12 protein-coding genes and 2 rRNA genes are annotated in these 15,839 nt (G+C 63.8%); 3 read left to right on the top strand and 11 right to left on the bottom strand.

The genetic code is table 11. The annotated features are described in order from the left end of the window. Window positions 1–3: 3 nt before the first annotated feature. The 3 genes from ROP_RS21210 to ROP_RS21200 all read right to left on the bottom strand — a co-directional run bounded on the left by ROP_RS21210 (window position 4) and on the right by ROP_RS21200 (window position 1,743). Window positions 4–360 carry a Rieske (2Fe-2S) protein gene (locus tag ROP_RS21210; protein ID WP_012691454.1) on the bottom strand — a complete coding sequence of 119 codons (357 nt, stop codon included), beginning with the start codon at window positions 358–360 and terminating at the stop codon, window positions 4–6. A gap of 64 nt (window positions 361–424) precedes the next feature. Further along, window positions 425–1,144 carry a TenA family transcriptional regulator gene (locus tag ROP_RS21205; RefSeq protein WP_012691453.1) on the bottom strand — a complete coding sequence of 240 codons (720 nt, stop codon included), beginning with the start codon at window positions 1,142–1,144 and terminating at the stop codon, window positions 425–427. A 152-nt stretch (window positions 1,145–1,296) separates the two neighbouring features. Then, on the bottom strand, window positions 1,297–1,743 hold the full coding sequence (locus ROP_RS21200) for a GlcG/HbpS family heme-binding protein (RefSeq protein WP_012691452.1): 447 nt from the start codon (window positions 1,741–1,743) through the stop codon (window positions 1,297–1,299). Window positions 1,744–1,921: 178 nt separating this feature from the next. Here ROP_RS21200 and ROP_RS21195 point away from each other — a divergent pair, with 178 nt between their 5' ends. Next, window positions 1,922–3,613, top strand: a complete 1,692-nt coding sequence (locus tag ROP_RS21195) for a PucR family transcriptional regulator (RefSeq protein WP_012691451.1) — start codon at window positions 1,922–1,924, stop codon at window positions 3,611–3,613. A 3-nt stretch (window positions 3,614–3,616) separates the two neighbouring features. Here ROP_RS21195 and ROP_RS21190 read toward each other — a convergent pair whose 3' ends face one another. Beyond that, entirely contained in the window at window positions 3,617–4,996 is a 1,380-nt protein-coding gene (locus ROP_RS21190; protein ID WP_012691450.1) for an MFS transporter, read from the bottom strand. Window positions 4,997–5,310: 314 nt separating this feature from the next. Between ROP_RS21190 and ROP_RS21185 the strand changes: the two genes are divergently transcribed. Then, window positions 5,311–6,885: a hypothetical protein gene (locus tag ROP_RS21185; protein ID WP_012691449.1), complete on the top strand. Its 1,575-nt coding sequence runs from the start codon at window positions 5,311–5,313 to the stop codon at window positions 6,883–6,885. A 38-nt stretch (window positions 6,886–6,923) separates the two neighbouring features. Here the strand turns inward: ROP_RS21185 and ROP_RS21180 are convergent, their stop codons facing one another. Next, entirely contained in the window at window positions 6,924–7,784 is an 861-nt protein-coding gene (locus ROP_RS21180; protein WP_012691448.1) for a LysR family transcriptional regulator, read from the bottom strand. An 83-nt stretch (window positions 7,785–7,867) separates the two neighbouring features. Here ROP_RS21180 and ROP_RS21175 point away from each other — a divergent pair, with 83 nt between their 5' ends. After that, the gene (locus ROP_RS21175) at window positions 7,868–8,872 is read left to right on the top strand and encodes a bile acid:sodium symporter family protein (RefSeq protein WP_012691447.1); all 1,005 of its coding nucleotides are present in this window, start codon (window positions 7,868–7,870) and stop codon (window positions 8,870–8,872) included. Window positions 8,873–8,877: 5 nt separating this feature from the next. On the opposite strand, the gene ehuA is transcribed toward ROP_RS21175, so the two are convergent. From ehuA to ROP_RS21145, 6 genes are all read right to left on the bottom strand, one after another. After that, window positions 8,878–9,639: an ectoine/hydroxyectoine ABC transporter ATP-binding protein EhuA gene (ehuA, locus tag ROP_RS21170; protein WP_012691446.1), complete on the bottom strand. Its 762-nt coding sequence runs from the start codon at window positions 9,637–9,639 to the stop codon at window positions 8,878–8,880. Between the two features lie 19 nt (window positions 9,640–9,658). After that, entirely contained in the window at window positions 9,659–10,303 is a 645-nt protein-coding gene (gene ehuD / locus ROP_RS21165) for an ectoine/hydroxyectoine ABC transporter permease subunit EhuD (RefSeq protein ID WP_012691445.1), read from the bottom strand. Next, entirely contained in the window at window positions 10,300–11,031 is a 732-nt protein-coding gene (gene ehuC / locus ROP_RS21160) for an ectoine/hydroxyectoine ABC transporter permease subunit EhuC (RefSeq protein WP_012691444.1), read from the bottom strand. The genes ehuD and ehuC overlap by 4 nt, the downstream gene beginning before the upstream one ends. Before the next feature lie 19 nt (window positions 11,032–11,050). Then, window positions 11,051–11,935 carry an ectoine/hydroxyectoine ABC transporter substrate-binding protein EhuB gene (gene ehuB / locus ROP_RS21155; RefSeq protein WP_043826727.1) on the bottom strand — a complete coding sequence of 295 codons (885 nt, stop codon included), beginning with the start codon at window positions 11,933–11,935 and terminating at the stop codon, window positions 11,051–11,053. A gap of 229 nt (window positions 11,936–12,164) precedes the next feature. Further along, a 5S ribosomal RNA gene (rrf, locus tag ROP_RS21150) occupies window positions 12,165–12,281 on the bottom strand. Window positions 12,282–12,432: 151 nt separating this feature from the next. Further along, a 23S ribosomal RNA gene (locus tag ROP_RS21145) occupies window positions 12,433–15,566 on the bottom strand. Between the last annotated feature and the right edge of the window lie 273 nt (window positions 15,567–15,839).

Here is a 15,839-nt window from a genome sequence, read left to right as displayed (position 1 = left end):
CTCTCAGTCGACTTCGGCGGGCGAGGCCGCGGTCTCGGCGTAGTCGGGGCGGCGGGTGAGATCCACGTAGACGACGTCGTCCTCGACCTTCACCGCGTAGGTCGGCTGGCACAGGTCCTGGTCTTCCTCGTAGCCGGTGTCGAGGTCGAACGCCCACTGATGCCCCGGGCAGATGACGCGACCGTGCAGCAGGGTGCCTTTCGCCAGCGACCGATCCTGATGGACGCACAGGTCACGGAAAGCGTAGATCCGGTCGTCGGCCTGGAACAGCGCGACCGCGGTGTCCCCCACCTCGACGCGAAGCTTCCGGCGGCGGCCGAGCTCACGCACGGTGACCAGCCGGGTCCAGTTCGTCTCCATCGTTCTCTCCTGTCGGGCGGCCTGCGTCCGGAGGGGCCCGGTCCGGGCCCCTCCCTTCGCACGGTCAGGCGGTCGCGAGCTCGAGGTCGGTTGCCACGTACGTGTCGTAGAGACCCTTCGTGTACGAGAAGCGCATCTCGGCTCCCCACTGCACGAGTTGCAGGCAGCGCTGCTGCAACTGCGGCGTGTCCGCGTGGTCGAGCACGATCTGGTACCCGCGCTCACCGTGCACGACGTCGGACGTGATGTGCAGGTCGAAGAACTCGATCTCGTCCTCGGTGAACCCGTACACCTCACGCAGCGGGATGATCTGCTTCTTGTAGATGCTCGGAACCTGCGATTCGAGTCCGACGACGAGCGCCGCGGTGGCGACGACGAAATGCTCGCGCTGCGACACCGCGTAGCACCAGGACTGCAGGCCGCGGGTGATTGCGTTCATGTTCGACGGGTCCTCGACGCGTTCCTTGGTGGTGCCGCACGCCTCGGCGAACTTGATGAGGAGGTCGGTGTGGCGGATGTCTGCCAGCTCCTCCTCGTACATGTTCTGAAGGGTGAAATCTTTTGCATTGGTGAAGGTGTCGGGGGTGTTCGAGTAGATGTTGGCAAGGTAGTCGGCGAAGGGGCCGACGTAGTGGTAGTGGTTCTCCGCCCACCGCGCGAAGTGGTGCTTCTCGAGCTTGCCGTCGGCCCACGCCTTGCTGAACGACGCGTTCTTCGCCTCGCGGCCCTTGATGGCGTTCTCCAGGGCTGTGCGGAATTCGTCGCGGCCTAGAAGTTCGGTCATGATGTGCCTCGTCTTCCTCGAGAATGGGAATGGATGGGGATGCTCCGAGTGGAGTGAATTCGACGGTATCGATTCGCGGTCGGCGCGACCACGTTCGAAATGACTGTGTTCCAACGATTTCGATGTGCACTGTGTCGGCACATCGTGAGCGGTCAGCTGCGCACTACGGTGAGAGCGTCGAATTCGGCCAGCATTGCCGCACCGACCGCCTTGTCCTGCTTGCCGTTTCCGCCGCTGATTCCCACGCCGCCGACGATCTGACCGCCGAAGACGAGGGGAAACCCGCCGACGAACACCGCGAACTTTCCTGGCAGCATGTGGCTGATGCCGAAGGCTTCGTTCCCGGGCAGCGCGGGTCCGTCGGGTGCCTCGTTGAACAGATGCGTGGCCCGCTCGTGGCCGGCCGCGGTGAACGCCTTGGCGATCGCGATGTCGACGCCGGTGAGGCGCGCTCCCGGCAGGCGGTGCAGGGCGAGCACGTTGCCGCCGTCGTCGCAGACGCACAGAGTCTGCTTGACGCCGATCTCCTCGGCCTTCGCGCGTCCCGCGGCGAGCAGTGGGAGCGCGTCGTCGAGGGTGATTCGGTGAACCTGATGCATTGTCTTCTCCGTTGCGTATCGGGAGGAAGTGATGCACCGATTTCTATCACCGGCATCGCCGGGGGAACATGGTCAAACTAGCCGACAGAAGCCACTGAATCAGGGCATAGTGCATAGGCAACGCAGAAGGCCGCTCTGCCATACTGCACTTTCGACGTCACCCGAGGAGGGGTCCGTAGTGGACGACACCACGACACCGAACGCGGAGGACGAGCGACTGTCGCTACGCGGTCTGCTGGAAGAGCCCCTGCTCGCGTCGGCCCGACTGCTGTCGGGCACGGATGCCGTGAGCGGCCCGGTGACGTGGTGCCTGCCCTGGGGTGAGGTGATGAGCCGCCCCGACCCCCTCGCCGAGGTCGCCGTGTACACCCGGCCCGAGACCCTGTCCGCGCACGAACGTGAACTCGAGTCGCTGGTGGCCCGCGGTGCCTGCGTCCTCCTCGTGGACGGGTCGGCTCCCGCGGGCACGATCTGGCCGGCCGGACTCACCGTGGTGGAATTGGGATTTCCCGTCGGGTTCACCGCTCTCAACCGGCTTCTCGCCGAGCGCGCCCTCACGCAGGAAGCGCACGTGATGCGGTACGCACTCACCGTGCATCAGTCGCTCGCGGGGTTGCTGCACCGCGGCGCGGGTCTGCCCATGCTGATTCGCGAGGTCGCCGCCCTGACCTCGGACGTCGCGGTCGCCCTCGACGTCCGGGGGCGCCTCCTCGCGCACGCCGGACTGCCGGACGCCGAGGACGCGGGCACGGTCGCGATGCTCGAAGCACTCGCCGACGCGCTGCCGCGGCTCGAGGAATCGCCACCGGCGCGAATGCACAACGTTCACGTGCTCCGCCTGGAGCATCCGGACGGGCTGTTCGCGCCCACCACGGCAGTCGCCGGGGCCATGCAACTCGCCGGCCGGTACGAGGGCTGGGTCGTGGTGATCGTGCCCGGGGCCAACCCCCGTCGGCACGACATTGCTCAGCACCGAGTGGTCGTCGAACAGGCCGGGACGATCATCGGCACCGAGATGCTCCGGCAGCGGAGCGTGGACGAGGCCGAGGAGCGAGCGCGCGGCGACTTCGTCCAGGCTCTCGTGCACGGCAACTTCGCCAACGACCACGACCTGCGAAGCCGGGCCGCACTGCACGAGATCGATCTGGACCTGCATTACATCGTCTTCGTCGCGCCGGGCCTCGTCGACCGCGCGTCGGGACGGCCCGGCGCGAGCATGGTCCGGCTGGCCCGCTACGCCGCAGGCGTGCTCCCACGTCCGGGCGTCCGTTCGCATGTCACCGTCATCGGCGACGTGCTCGTGGTGGTCCGATCGTTGACGTCCGCCGACGCGCCCGGCGTCGAGTCCGAGATCGGCGAGTACGCGCACGCCATGGCTCTCGATCTCGAAACCCGTTTGGGTCAGAAGATTCCAGTGGCCCATGGACGTCCCGCGGCGGGTGCCCGCGACATCGGGGAAAGCTACCGCGAGGCCCGCATCACCCTGGGCATCGCCCGGCGGCTCGGGCTGTCCGGTTCGGTGGCCTACAACGACCTGCGCGGGTTCAGTGTGCTCGCCCGCGCGACCGACACCGACGAGAGCCGGCGGCTCATCCGCGACGTTCTCGGCCCTCTGCGGGCGTCGAGTTCGCACGCCGACACCGAGGAGTTGCTGTTCGCCTACCTCGAGGAGGGCGGCAACATCAACGCGGCCGCGCGGCGCCTGCGGATCCACCGGAACACGATGATCGCCAAGATCGATCGCACGTCACGGCTCATCGGCATGGACATCCGGGAACCCGAGAACCAGTTCACCCTGTGGCTGGCACTTCGGCTCGACCTGCTGTCGCAGGTGCAGGACACCGTCAACCACGAGATCGTGACCCGATAGAGCTCAGGCGGCTACCGGGTCCTCCCCGGCGAAGGTCCCTGCCAAGCCGGCGACCACGACGAGGGCGGCCACGACGAACAGCAGCCCGTACGGATCGGCAGCCAGGTGCGCCGCCACGCCCACCCAGGCGGCACCCACGGCCGAGCCGCCGAACCTGATCAGGTTGAACAGTCCCAGACCCGTTCCCACGGCCCCCGCGGGTGATCGGGTCGAACCGGCCGCGGCGGGCGTCTGGACCATGCCGATCCCCAGTCCTGCGACGACAAGGACGGTGCCGAGCGCAAACGGATTCCGGATGTCGGCCGACAACGTGATCGCCAGTGCCACTTGGCTACCGATGAGCACCGCGAGACCGGATCGCATCACCACCCGAGCCCCGATCCTGTCGACGAGACGCCCGACAACGGGCGCCACACACGTCATGACAACCGGCAGCACGAAGAGCATCAGCCCGGCCTGTGTGGTCGAACTGCCCGAGCCCGTCAGGTACAGCGGAAGCGCGAGCAACACTCCCCCCAGCGCGAACATCTGTGTGAACGCGGCGAGAGCACTACGCAGGAAACGTGATTCGATGACCAGGTCGATGGGCACGAACGGGTTCTCCGCCCGCCGGCAGTGAATCACGAACGCGGCGATGACGACGACTCCGCCTCCGATGGTCGCAACGCTGACCCAGGCAGGCACCTGCTCCTGCGAGACGGTCGTGAGGCCGAGGATCAGCAGGGCCGCTCCGGCGGTGACGGTGAACGCTCCGATCACGTCGAGCCGCATCTTCTTGCCGGGGTACCTCGGGATGTAGCGGAGGGTTGCGGCGAATCCGATCAGGGCGACCGGCACCAGGGGCACGAAGGCCCACCGCCAGCCCCACCAGTCGCTGACGATTCCGCCCATGGACGGGCCCACCGCCTGACCGATTCCGTTCACCGCCGCCCACGCGCCGACAGCGCTCGCCCGCCGCGCGGGCCCGAACAGCCACGCGATCAGGCCCATGACCGCGGGCGCGAATGCGGCCGCCGCGATCCCGCCGAGCGACCGCCAGATCACGAGCACGGGCAGCGACGGCGCGAGCGCCGCGCCGAGGGAACAGGCCGCGGTTCCCAGCAGGGCGGCGCAGTACACCCGTCTGCGACCGAATCGGTCGCCGATCCACCCGGCCAGCGGCATCGTCGTCGCGAAGGTGAGGAGGAACCCGACGACGACGAAGATGCCGCCACCGAGTCCGGCGTCGAAGTCCGTGAGGATCGCGTTCAGTGGGACGTTGACGATGTTGTTGCTGACCGTGCCGACGAACGTTCCGGCGAGCAGCGCCGCCAGCGCCGGCGTCGTGCCCGGCCCTCGTTCGTCATTCGCGGTTGCACTCCGGGCCTGACCGATCGCCGTCATAGAGTCCACTTTCGTCCGAGAATTTCGCGCTCCAGCGATGCCGGCTACCGCCGGAAACCCCTGTCGCACCCACCCAATACATTAGGTTAGGCAAGCCTAATTATGAACACGGGATTCCGCGGAACGGCCTCGTTCGAGCATTCCTTTACTTACGCGTGACAACAAGCAATCCCGCGGAAAAATGTCGGGCACAATGCCCAAATACGCTGGTTGTCGATGTGCACTCTGGACGTTGACCCTGGAAAACGCCCCGCGCACTATCACTGCACTGTGACTAGTGCCACTAGTCTGTACCTATTTCGAAGGGGCGCACTGTGGATGTAAGTCTCACCGCCGCACATTGGGTGTATCTCGGAGGAATCGTGGTCATCCTCGGGACGATGCTCATGCGGAAGAACATCGTCGTCCCCGCCGTCATCGGCACGTTCCTGACCGCCTTCGTGTTCTCCGACAGCCTCGTCACCGGTCTCGCGTCGATCTTCAACGCGAGCCTCGTCGCCGCCCGCGAGCTGTTCAACATCTTCCTCATCATCTCGTTGGTGACCGCGATGCTCGGCGCACTGCGGCAGATGGGGGCCGACCGGCTGATGGTGGCCCCGTTCCGGCGCGTCATGCGCGGCGGTACCAGTAGCTTCATCGTCCTGGCCGTCGTCACCTACACGATCTCGCTGTTCTTCTGGCCCACCCCGGCGGTGCCGTTGATCGGCGCCGTCCTCATCCCCGTCGCCATTCGCGCCGGCCTTCCGCCGATGGCAGTCGGCATGGCGATCGCCATCTGCGGGCAGGGCATGGCGCTGTCGTCCGATTACATCATCAAGGTGGCGCCGGGCCTGTCGGCGAAGTCGGCAGGCGTCGATCCGGACGTCGTCGCGGACCGCGCCCTGGTGATGTCCCTGATCGTCGGCCTCACCGCGCTCCTCATCGCCTACTTCACGCAGCGCAGGCACATGCGCCGACCCACACCGGAACTGCTCACCGACTGGGAGTCCCGCGCAGAGAGCGACTTCGGCAAGCCCGGCGGCGACGCGAGCGACCCGCGACCGGCCGAGGCCACGACAACCGTCGGTTCCGGCGCAGCCGCGACCGCACCTCCCGCCTCCTCGTCCCCGTCCTCGACGGCGGTCCTCGCCGAACCCGTGACGGCCTCGGCGCGGCAGGTCATCGACGACACGTTCAAGAGCATCCGTGCCGCAAAGACTTTCGCGGTGCTCGTGCCCGTCGCGTATCTGGCGTTCATCGTCTACCTCATGGTCGGCAAGTTCACCGACCTGGTGCCCGATCTCAAGGGCGGCGACGCGGCGGCGATGGTCGGCGGCATCGCCGCGCTCATCCTGTTCGCCGCCGCCGCGACCAACGACAAGAAGGGCTTTCTCGAGACGACGTCCGAGCACCTGATCGACGGCCTCGTCTTCGCCTTCAAGGCGATGGGCATCGTGATCCCGATCGCCGGATTCTTCTTCATCGGCAACGGCGACTTCTCCGCCGCCATCCTCGGACTTCCCGCGGACGCGACCGGTCCGACGTTACTGTTCGACCTGGTGAACGCCGCACAGTCGCACCTGCCCCAGAACGCCTTCGTCACGTCGTTCGGCATTCTCGCCATCGGAATGATCGCGGGCCTCGAGGGCTCCGGCTTCACGGGCCTGCCGCTGACCGGTTCGCTCGCAGGCGCACTCGGACCCGCTGTCGGGATGGACCCCGCAACCCTGGCGGCGATCGGTCAGATGGGGAACATCTGGTCCGGCGGTGGAACGCTCGTCGCATGGTCGTCGTTGATCGCGGTGGCCGGTTTCGCCCGGGTGCCCGTCCTCGAACTCGCCCGGAAGTGTTTCGTGCCGGTGGTGTCCGGCCTGGTGCTGTCCACCGCGCTGTCCGTACTCATTTTCTGAGGGCTCGACGGCCTCGGTGGGGTCAGCCCCCACCGAGGTCACGCGCGCAGTCGATCCGCGTTCTCGAGGATGGCGGCGCGCAGGGCCTGCTCCGGTTCGCTGAGAACGCTCCGCCGGGCCTCCAGCACGAATTCGACGTCGACCGCGGGCCCCCATTCGTCGCGCGAACGCATCCGCACCGGTACCAGCCCCGCGGGCGGAAGGGTTTCCGCGTGGAACACGACCCCGAGTCCCGCGAGGCAGGCGGCCCGCAACCCGTTCAGACTGTCCGTCACGCACGCCACGCGCGCGCCGCGCCCGGATTTCTCCAGGGCGTCCAGCGCCGCTGCCCGGGTGATCGACGGCGGCGGATAGGCCACCAGCGGCACCGGGCCCTCGGCGTCCGGAACGAAGTCCGGTGCCGCGAAGAACGCCAACCGATCGGTCCACACCAGTTCCCCGTGCCGGTCTCCTGGGCGACGCTTCCCGAAGACCATGTCCAGCCGGCCTTCGTGCAGTTGCTGGAACAGCACTTCGCTCAACGCCACCGTGAGTTCGAGATCCACGAGCGGATGGCTGCGCCGGAACTCACCCAGAATCCGGGGAAGTTCGTGCAGAACCAGATCCTCGGACGCCCCGAATCGCACGCGTCCCCGCACCCCGGACTGCGTGAAGTAGCGTTCGGCGTCCGAGTGGCGCTCGAGTATCGACGTCGCGAACCCCACCATCACGGAGCCGTCCGCGGTCAGCTCGACCGAATGCGTATCCCGCAGAAACAGGCGCCGACCGGCAGCGTTCTCCAGCTTTCCGACATGCTGGCTCACCGTCGATTGCCGCAGGTTCAGCCGCCGGGCCGCGGCGGTGAAACTCCTGGTGCGTGCGACAGCCAGGAAGCTCCGCAGGTGAACCGGATCGAACACGACCCATTGTTATCACGGTTCGGCATTACAGTAAACGTCACTATCGTCTTTCGAAATATCCGCGGATTCCTTACGGTCGAACCATGCTGACGAAGATCCCGCTGCTCGGAAGACTCGATCCGTTCATCATCGGCATCCTGATCACCGTCGGGATCGCCAGCCTGGTCCCCGCCGACGGCACCGCCCTGACCGCGTTCACCTGGGCCACGAAGGTGGCCGTCGGAATTCTGTTCTTCCTGTACGGCGCCCGGCTCTCCACGCAGGAGGCCCTGCAGGGCCTGCGCCACTGGCGCCTCCACCTCACCATCCTCGCGGCGACGTTCGTCATCTTCCCGCTCCTCGGAATCGCGGCACGCGTGCTGGTCCCGACGATCCTGACCCAACCGCTGTACCTGGGCCTTCTGTACGTCTGCCTCCTGCCGTCGACGGTCCAGTCGTCAATCGCCTTCGTGTCGATCGCCCGCGGCAACGTGCCCGGGGCGATCGTCAGCGCGTCGTTCTCCAACATCCTCGGCATCTTCGTCACTCCCCTGCTCGTGGCGTTGTTGATGACGAGCGAGGGGGCGGGCTTCGACGCGTCCTCCGCGATCGGAATCCTCGTCATGCTGCTGCTCCCGTTCATCGCCGGCCAGGCCGTGCGACGGTGGATCGGCCCGTGGGTGAAGAAACACGGCGCACCGCTCAAGCTCGTCGACCGGGGGTCGATCCTGCTGGTCGTCTACGTCGCATTCAGCGAGGGAATGAACGAGGGCATCTGGGGCACGCTGTCCGTCGGCCGGCTCCTCGGCCTGCTCGCGGTGTGCGCGGTGCTGCTCGCGATCGTCCTGTCCCTCACCTGGTTCGGGTCGAAGCGACTCGGGTTCGACCGGGCCGATCAGATCACGATCACGTTCTGCGGGTCGAAGAAGAGCCTCGCCACCGGCCTTCCGATGGCCACCGTCCTGTTCGCCAGTCAGCCGATCGGCCTGATCGTGCTGCCGCTCATGCTGTTCCACCAACTCCAGTTGCTGGTGTGTGCGTGGATGGCGGGGCGGTTCGCACGGCGCGCTGCCGTCGACGAGACCGAACTCGCGACCAGTTCGCGATAACCGAATCAGTCGGCCAGCACGGCCTTCAGGAACGTCTTGGTGCGCTCGTGCTTCGGTGCGGTGAAGATCGTGGCCGGGTCGCCCTCTTCCACGATGCGGCCGGCGTCGAACATCATCACCCGGTTCGACACGTCCCGCGCGAACTGCATTTCGTGCGTGACGATCAGCATCGTGATGTCGGTGGTGCGCGCGACGTCCCTGAGTACGTCGAGGACGTCCGCCACCAGTTCCGGATCCAGCGCCGACGTCACCTCGTCGAGCAGCAGGATGTCGGGGTCCATCGCCAGGGCTCGGGCAATCGCGACCCGCTGTTGCTGACCACCGGACAGCTGTGTCGGGTGCGCGGTCTCCTTGTCCGACAAACCGACCGTCTCGAGCAACTCGCGTGCCCGCTTCGCGGCTGTGGCCTTGTCCAGGCCGAGCACGTGGATCGGCGCTTCGGTGATGTTCTCGATCACGTTCATGTTCGGGAACAGGTTGAACTGCTGGAAGACCATGCCGATCCGGCGTCGTATCCGGCGCACGTACTTCTCCGACGCCGGAACGAGTTTGCCGCCCTTCTCCTCGTGTGTCAGAGGCGCTCCGTCCACCCAGATGACGCCGTCGTTCACCTTCTCGAGGGTCATGAGCAGCCGCAGGATCGTCGTCTTCCCCGATCCGCTCGGTCCGATCAGGGTCACGCGGTCGCCGCGCTCGACCCGAAAGTCCAGGTGATCGAGCACGACGTGGTCGCCGAACTGCTTCACGACGTCGTCGAATCGGATCATCGGGGTTGCTGCGCTCGCGTCATCGGGCAAGACGTCTCTCCAATCGCCGTATGAGCAGGGACGTCGGGTAGCTGGCGAGCAGGAAGATCACACCCGCCAGCGTCAACGGTTCGAGGTACTGGAAGTGCCGGGCGCCGAACTGCTGCGCGGCGGTCACCATTTCCACCACCGTGATGGCGAACAGGAACGGGGTGTCCTTGAACATCGACACCGCGTAGTTGCCCAGCGCCGGGACGACGCGACGGATGGCCTGCGGCAGGATGATCGCCCGCCACGTCCGGGCGGGCGCGATGGACAAGGCCCTCGCCGCCTCCCACTGCCCGACGGGCACCGCCTCGATCCCCGCCCGGTACACCTCCGCCATGTACGTCGAATAGTGAATTCCGAGCACTGCCACGCCGATCTGCAGTGGCGAGAGCCCGGTGAACGTGTAGTACACGAACAGCAGTTGCACGACGAGCGGGGTCAACCGGATGAACTCGCTGACCGCACGGACCGGCGCACTCACCCACCGTGGTGCGGCCTGCCGGATCAACGCGATGACCAGCCCGAGAACGACGGAGATCAGGAACCCGAGCACGGTGGCGATCAGGGTGATCTTGAAACCCTCGAGCAGCACGGGCAGAGCCTCGAACGCGCGATCCCAGCTCCAGTGGACGCTCATTGCTTCGCGGCCTCCAATCCCCGGGGATCGGACGGTGCGAGGCTGAAGATCTCACGCAGGGACGGTCCCGTGCCGAGGCGATTCTTGGCGCGCACCTCCAGCGCGTTCATCAGCAGGGTCAGCACGTAACCGATGACGAAGTAGATGACGAGCCCCACACCGAACGCGAAGAGCGTGTTGCCGGTCGTCTGCCGGAGCTGGTCGATCTCGAAGGTCAAGTCCTGCAGAAGGATGTAGCTTGCGAGGGCGGTGCCCTTGAGCAGCTGGATCAACAGATTCGTCAGCGGCGGAATCATCTCGGCCCACGCCTGCGGGAAGACCACCCGCCGCAGCCGTTGCCAGTGACTGAAATCCAGTGCCGTCGCAGCCTCCCACTGCGATTGCGGCACCGAGTTGATCGCACCACGAACCACCTCGGCTCCGTAAGCGCCGTAGTTCAGACCGAGCGCGAGGATCCCGCACAGCACGGGGTCGATGAGGTAACCGAACAGCGGAACGACGTAGAACAACCAGAACAGCTGCACCAACAGCGAAGTGCCCCGGAAGAATTCGATGAACGCGCGGGCCGATCCGCGGATCACGATGTTGTGGGCACGAGCAGCCAACCCGAGAACGAGCGCGAGGACGAATGCCAGGAGCGCGCCTCCCGCCGTCAGTTGGAGCGTGACGACGATGCCTTCCTGGATGCTCGGCCACGCATCCAGCAGCGCGTCGATATTCTCCTTCACAGGCAGACCTCTGCGACGATCAGCCGGCCCCGCCGCAGAGTTTGGCGGTGGTCAGGTTCGGATCGGGCAGTTCCTCTTCGGTGAACCCGAACGGTCCGACGATCGACAGGTACTTCTCCTTGTCGGACGTGATCTTCGCCAACTCGGCGTTGTAGGCGTCGCGCAACTCGGTGTCCTCCTTACGGAAGACCGTTCCGCCGGCACCGACCTGGGGTACCCCGTCGATCACGGCGACGAACGAGTTGGTCACCTCCACCGGCGCCTGCGGATTGTTCTGCGCCAGCCAGTTCAGTGAGATCCCGGTCAGCGCAAAGACATCCGCTCGCCCGTTGGCAACGGCATCCATACCGTCCTGCGGCGACGCCACCTGCATCGCGTCGATCCCGAGTTGCTGCGCGTAGTCCGATTCGATCGCCCCGGTCATCGCGGCCATCCGCACACCGCTCTGCTGCACCGACTGCATGTCGGTGAGATTCGCCGGATTGCCCTTGGGCACCATCAGCGCGGTCGTGTAGTTGAACTCCGGCTCACTGAACGCTGCCTGTTCGCAGCGCTGCGGCAGGATCGACATTCCGGCGCTGACGACGTCGAAGCGGCGGGCCTGCAACCCGGGAATGAGTGCTCCGAAGTCGGTGCTGACGCCCTCGACGTTGTCGATTCCGAGGTTCTTGAAGATTTCCCGGTGCAGGGCCACGGTGGCGCCGGTCAACTGGCCGTCCTGCTCGAAGCTGTACGGCGCTTCGCCGGCGAATCCGACGGTGACCGTTCCGCTGTCCTGCAGTTGCTGGAGGAGCGATCCGCCGCTGGCCGTGTCGGTCTTCGTACACCCCGCGACGGAGCCGGCGGCCACCACCAGGCCCGCGAAGGCGACAGCCGCTCTGACCGCCGGACGTTGTTTCGACATCGTGCTCGTCACCACAGATTCCCCTTCGTCACCTCGGGTGATCCGGAAGGACGCGCACCGCACGGCACGATCCCAACGGATCTGCCCGGGCCACGTTACGCAGGCGAAGGACCTGCCAAAGGGGAACCGGGGGGACGTTACCGCAGCGTTATCAAATTGCTGTGGGTGAATACTGTTCCTGAAATGCCGAAAGCCCCCCAACATGGTTGGGGGGCTTTCGGTAACGGATGTTCGGCGGTGTCCTACTCTCCCACACCCTGTCGGGTGCAGTACCATCGGCGCTGGAGGGCTTAGCTTCCGGGTTCGGAATGGGACCGGGCGTTTCCCCTCCGCTATGGCCGCCGTAACTCTATGAAACTGTCACACACGCTTCGCGTGTGAATCGAGTGAACGCTGAACCCCCCTTTTTTGGGGGGCTTCGCCCACACACGATCCACGAAAAACGTGTGAATCGTGTGTGTTGTTTCAGATACTGCACAGTGGACGCGTAGCTTCTTTGTGGTAAGTCCTCGGCCTATTAGTACCAGTCACCTGCACCAGTTACCTGGCTTCCAGTTCTGGCCTATCAACCCGGTGGTCTGCCGGGGGCCTTACCCCCTCGAGGGGGTGAGAAACCTCATCTTGGAACAGGCTTCCCGCTTAGATGCTTTCAGCGGTTATCCCTTCCGAACGTAGCTAACCAGCGGTGCTCCTGGTGGAACAACTGGCACACCAGAGGTTCGTCCGTCCCGGTCCTCTCGTACTAGGGACAGCCTTCCTCAAGTTTCTAACGCGCGCGGCGGATAGAGACCGAACTGTCTCACGACGTTCTAAACCCAGCTCGCGTGCCGCTTTAATGGGCGAACAGCCCAACCCTTGGGACCTACTCCAGCCCCAGGATGCGACGAGCCGACATCGAGGTGCCAAACCATCCCGTCGATATGGACTCTTGGGGAAGATCAGCCTGTTATCCCCGGGGTACCTTTTATCCGTTGAGCGACACCGCTTCCACTTGCCGGTGCCGGATCACTAGTCCCGACTTTCGTCCCTGCTCGACCTGTCAGTCTCACAGTCAAGCTCCCTTGTGCACTTGCACTCGACACCTGATTGCCAACCAGGCTGAGGGAACCTTTGGGCGCCTCCGTTACATTTTGGGAGGCAACCGCCCCAGTTAAACTACCCACCAGGCACTGTCCCTGAACCAGATCATGGTCCGAGGTTAGAGGTCCAATACGATCAGAGTGGTATTTCAACAACGACTCCACACTCACTGGCGTGAGCGCTTCACAGTCTCCCACCTATCCTACACAAACCGAACCGAACACCAATACCAAGCTGTAGTGAAGGTCCCGGGGTCTTTTCGTCCTGCCGCGCGTAACGAGCATCTTTACTCGTAATGCAATTTCGCCGAGTCTATGGTTGAGACAGCTGAGAAGTCGTTACGCCATTCGTGCAGGTCGGAACTTACCCGACAAGGAATTTCGCTACCTTAGGATGGTTATAGTTACCACCGCCGTTTACTGGGGCTTAAATTCTCAGCTTCGCCACAAGTGGCTAACCGGTCCTCTTAACCTTCCAGCACCGGGCAGGCGTCAGTCCGTATACATCGTCTTACGACTTCGCACGGACCTGTGTTTTTAGTAAACAGTCGCTTCTCACTGGTCTCTGCGGCCCCACCCAGCTCACACTGCAAGAGTGATCACCGGACGAGGCCCCCCTTCTCCCGAAGTTACGGGGGCATTTTGCCGAGTTCCTTAACCATAGTTATCTCGATCGCCTTAGTATTCTCTACCTGACCACCTGTGTCGGTTTGGGGTACGGGCCGTGTGAAAGCTCGCTAGAGGCTTTTCTCGGCAGCATAGGATCACTGAATTCGCCTCATTCGGCTATGCGTCACCTCTCAGGCTGTATGAACGGCGGATTTGCCTACCGTTCGCCCTACAGGCTTACACCAGTATTACCACTGACTGGCTCAGCTACCTTCCTGCGTCACCCCATCGCTTGGCTACTACCAGATCAGGTCCCATGCATCCACATCCAGGGCCCCCGAAGGGACGTAAGGACGCTTCAGGATGGTTAGTATCACTGATTCACCAGGGGCGCGTTCACACGGGTACGGGAATATCAACCCGTTGTCCATCGGCTACGCCTGTCGGCCTCGTCTTAGGTCCCGACTCACCCTGGGCGGATTAACCTGGCCCAGGAACCCTTGGTCATTCGGCGGACGAGTTTCTCACTCGTCTTTCGCTACTCATGCCTGCATTCTCACTCGTGTGGCCTCCACGGCTGGGTCACCCCGCCGCTTCCATGGCCACACGACGCTCCCCTACCCACCCACACCACTGCCCACGACTCCGCAGAATCGAGGGGGTGCATTGTGTGAGTGCCGCAGCTTCGGTGGTGTACTTGAGCCCCGCTACATTGTCGGCGCAGGATCACTTGACCAGTGAGCTATTACGCACTCTTTCAAGGGTGGCTGCTTCTAAGCCAACCTCCTGGTTGTCTTCGCGACCCCACATCCTTTTCCACTTAGTACACGCTTAGGGACCTTAGCTGGCGATCTGGGCTGTTTCCCTCTCGACTACGAACCTTATCGCCCGCAGTCTCACTGCCGCGCTCTCACTCACCGGCATTCGGAGTTTGGCTGATTTCGGTAAGCTTGTGGGCCCCCTAGACCATCCAGTAGCTCTACCTCCGGTGAGAAACACGCGACGCTGCACCTAAATGCATTTCGGGGAGAACCAGCTATCACGGAGTTTGATTGGCCTTTCACCCCTACCCACAGCTCATCCCCTCAGTTTTCAACCTAAGTGGGTTCGGTCCTCCACGACGTCTTACCGTCGCTTCAACCTGGCCATGGGTAGATCACTCCGCTTCGGGTCTAGAACATGCCACTACGAACGCCCTATTCGGACTCGCTTTCGCTACGGCTACCCCACACGGGTTAACCTCGCGACATGCCACTAACTCGCAGGCTCATTCTTCAAAAGGCACGCCATCACCCCCAGCCACAAGTGGCTCGAAGGCTTTGACGGATTGTAAGCGCACGGTTTCAGGTACTATTTCACTCCCCTCCCGGGGTACTTTTCACCTTTCCCTCACGGTACTAGTCCGCTATCGGTCACCAGGGAGTATTCAGGCTTATCGGGTGGTCCCGACAGATTCACACCAGATTTCACGGGCCCGGTGCTACTTGGGTTTCCATCACGACAGTCGTCATGTTTTCGTGTACGGGATTCTCACCCTCTACGACAGGCCGTTCCAGACCACTTCCACTAACACAACGATTTCTTACTGTCGGCCAACACGGCAGCATCGACAAGATGAACCCCACAACCCCACGAATGCAACACCTGCCGGCTATCACACATCCATGGTTTAGCCTCTTCCGCTTTCGCTCGCCACTACTCACGGAATCACTATTGTTTTCTCTTCCTGTGGGTACTGAGATGTTTCACTTCCCCACGTTCCCTCCACACACCCTATATATTCAGGTGCGGGTAACACGACATCACTCGTGCTGGGTTTCCCCATTCGGACATCCTCGGATCTCAGCTCGGTTGACAGCTCCCCGAGGCTTATCGCAGCCTCCTACGTCCTTCATCGGCTCCTGGTGCCAAGGCATCCACCGTACGCTCTTCATTACTTACAACAAAGATGCTCGCGTCCACTGTGCAGTTCTCAAACAACACACCCCGCTCGAACTCCCGCCAGCACCATGCCCACCACCGAAATGGCGCGGTCTGCCTGACATTCGAACCGGATCGTTCTTACCCAAGAGACAAACACTCACGTGTTCTCTCAGGACCCAACAGTGCATCGATATAACTCTTCTCCCACCGGCACTCGGGCCGGCAGCAGTGAAAAGAATGTTTGTCAGTGTTCCACCCATGAGCGTCTGCCGTTCCACATGTGGGAACGAAAC

Source organism: Rhodococcus opacus B4 (assembly GCF_000010805.1).
GTDB classification, from domain to species: Bacteria; Actinomycetota; Actinomycetes; order Mycobacteriales; family Mycobacteriaceae; genus Rhodococcus_F; species Rhodococcus_F opacus_C.
Note: the sequence above shows the minus strand (reverse complement) of the source record. Positions and strands in the feature narration are given on the sequence as shown.

Excerpts from the sequence above, each read along its gene's own strand:
- ROP_RS21200 (WP_012691452.1), bottom strand. The coding sequence starts at position 1,743 with ATGCATCAGGTTCACCGAATCACCCTCGACGACGCGCTCCCACTGCTC.
- ehuA (WP_012691446.1), bottom strand. The coding sequence starts at position 9,639 with ATGATCCGATTCGACGACGTCGTGAAGCAGTTCGGCGACCACGTCGTG.
- ROP_RS21210 (WP_012691454.1), bottom strand. The coding sequence starts at position 360 with ATGGAGACGAACTGGACCCGGCTGGTCACCGTGCGTGAGCTCGGCCGC.
- ROP_RS21205 (WP_012691453.1), bottom strand. The coding sequence starts at position 1,144 with ATGACCGAACTTCTAGGCCGCGACGAATTCCGCACAGCCCTGGAGAAC.
- ehuD (WP_012691445.1), bottom strand. The coding sequence starts at position 10,303 with ATGAGCGTCCACTGGAGCTGGGATCGCGCGTTCGAGGCTCTGCCCGTG.
- ROP_RS21175 (WP_012691447.1), top strand. The coding sequence starts at position 7,868 with ATGCTGACGAAGATCCCGCTGCTCGGAAGACTCGATCCGTTCATCATC.
- ehuB (WP_043826727.1), bottom strand. The coding sequence starts at position 11,935 with ATGTCGAAACAACGTCCGGCGGTCAGAGCGGCTGTCGCCTTCGCGGGC.
- ROP_RS21190 (WP_012691450.1), bottom strand. The coding sequence starts at position 4,996 with ATGACGGCGATCGGTCAGGCCCGGAGTGCAACCGCGAATGACGAACGA.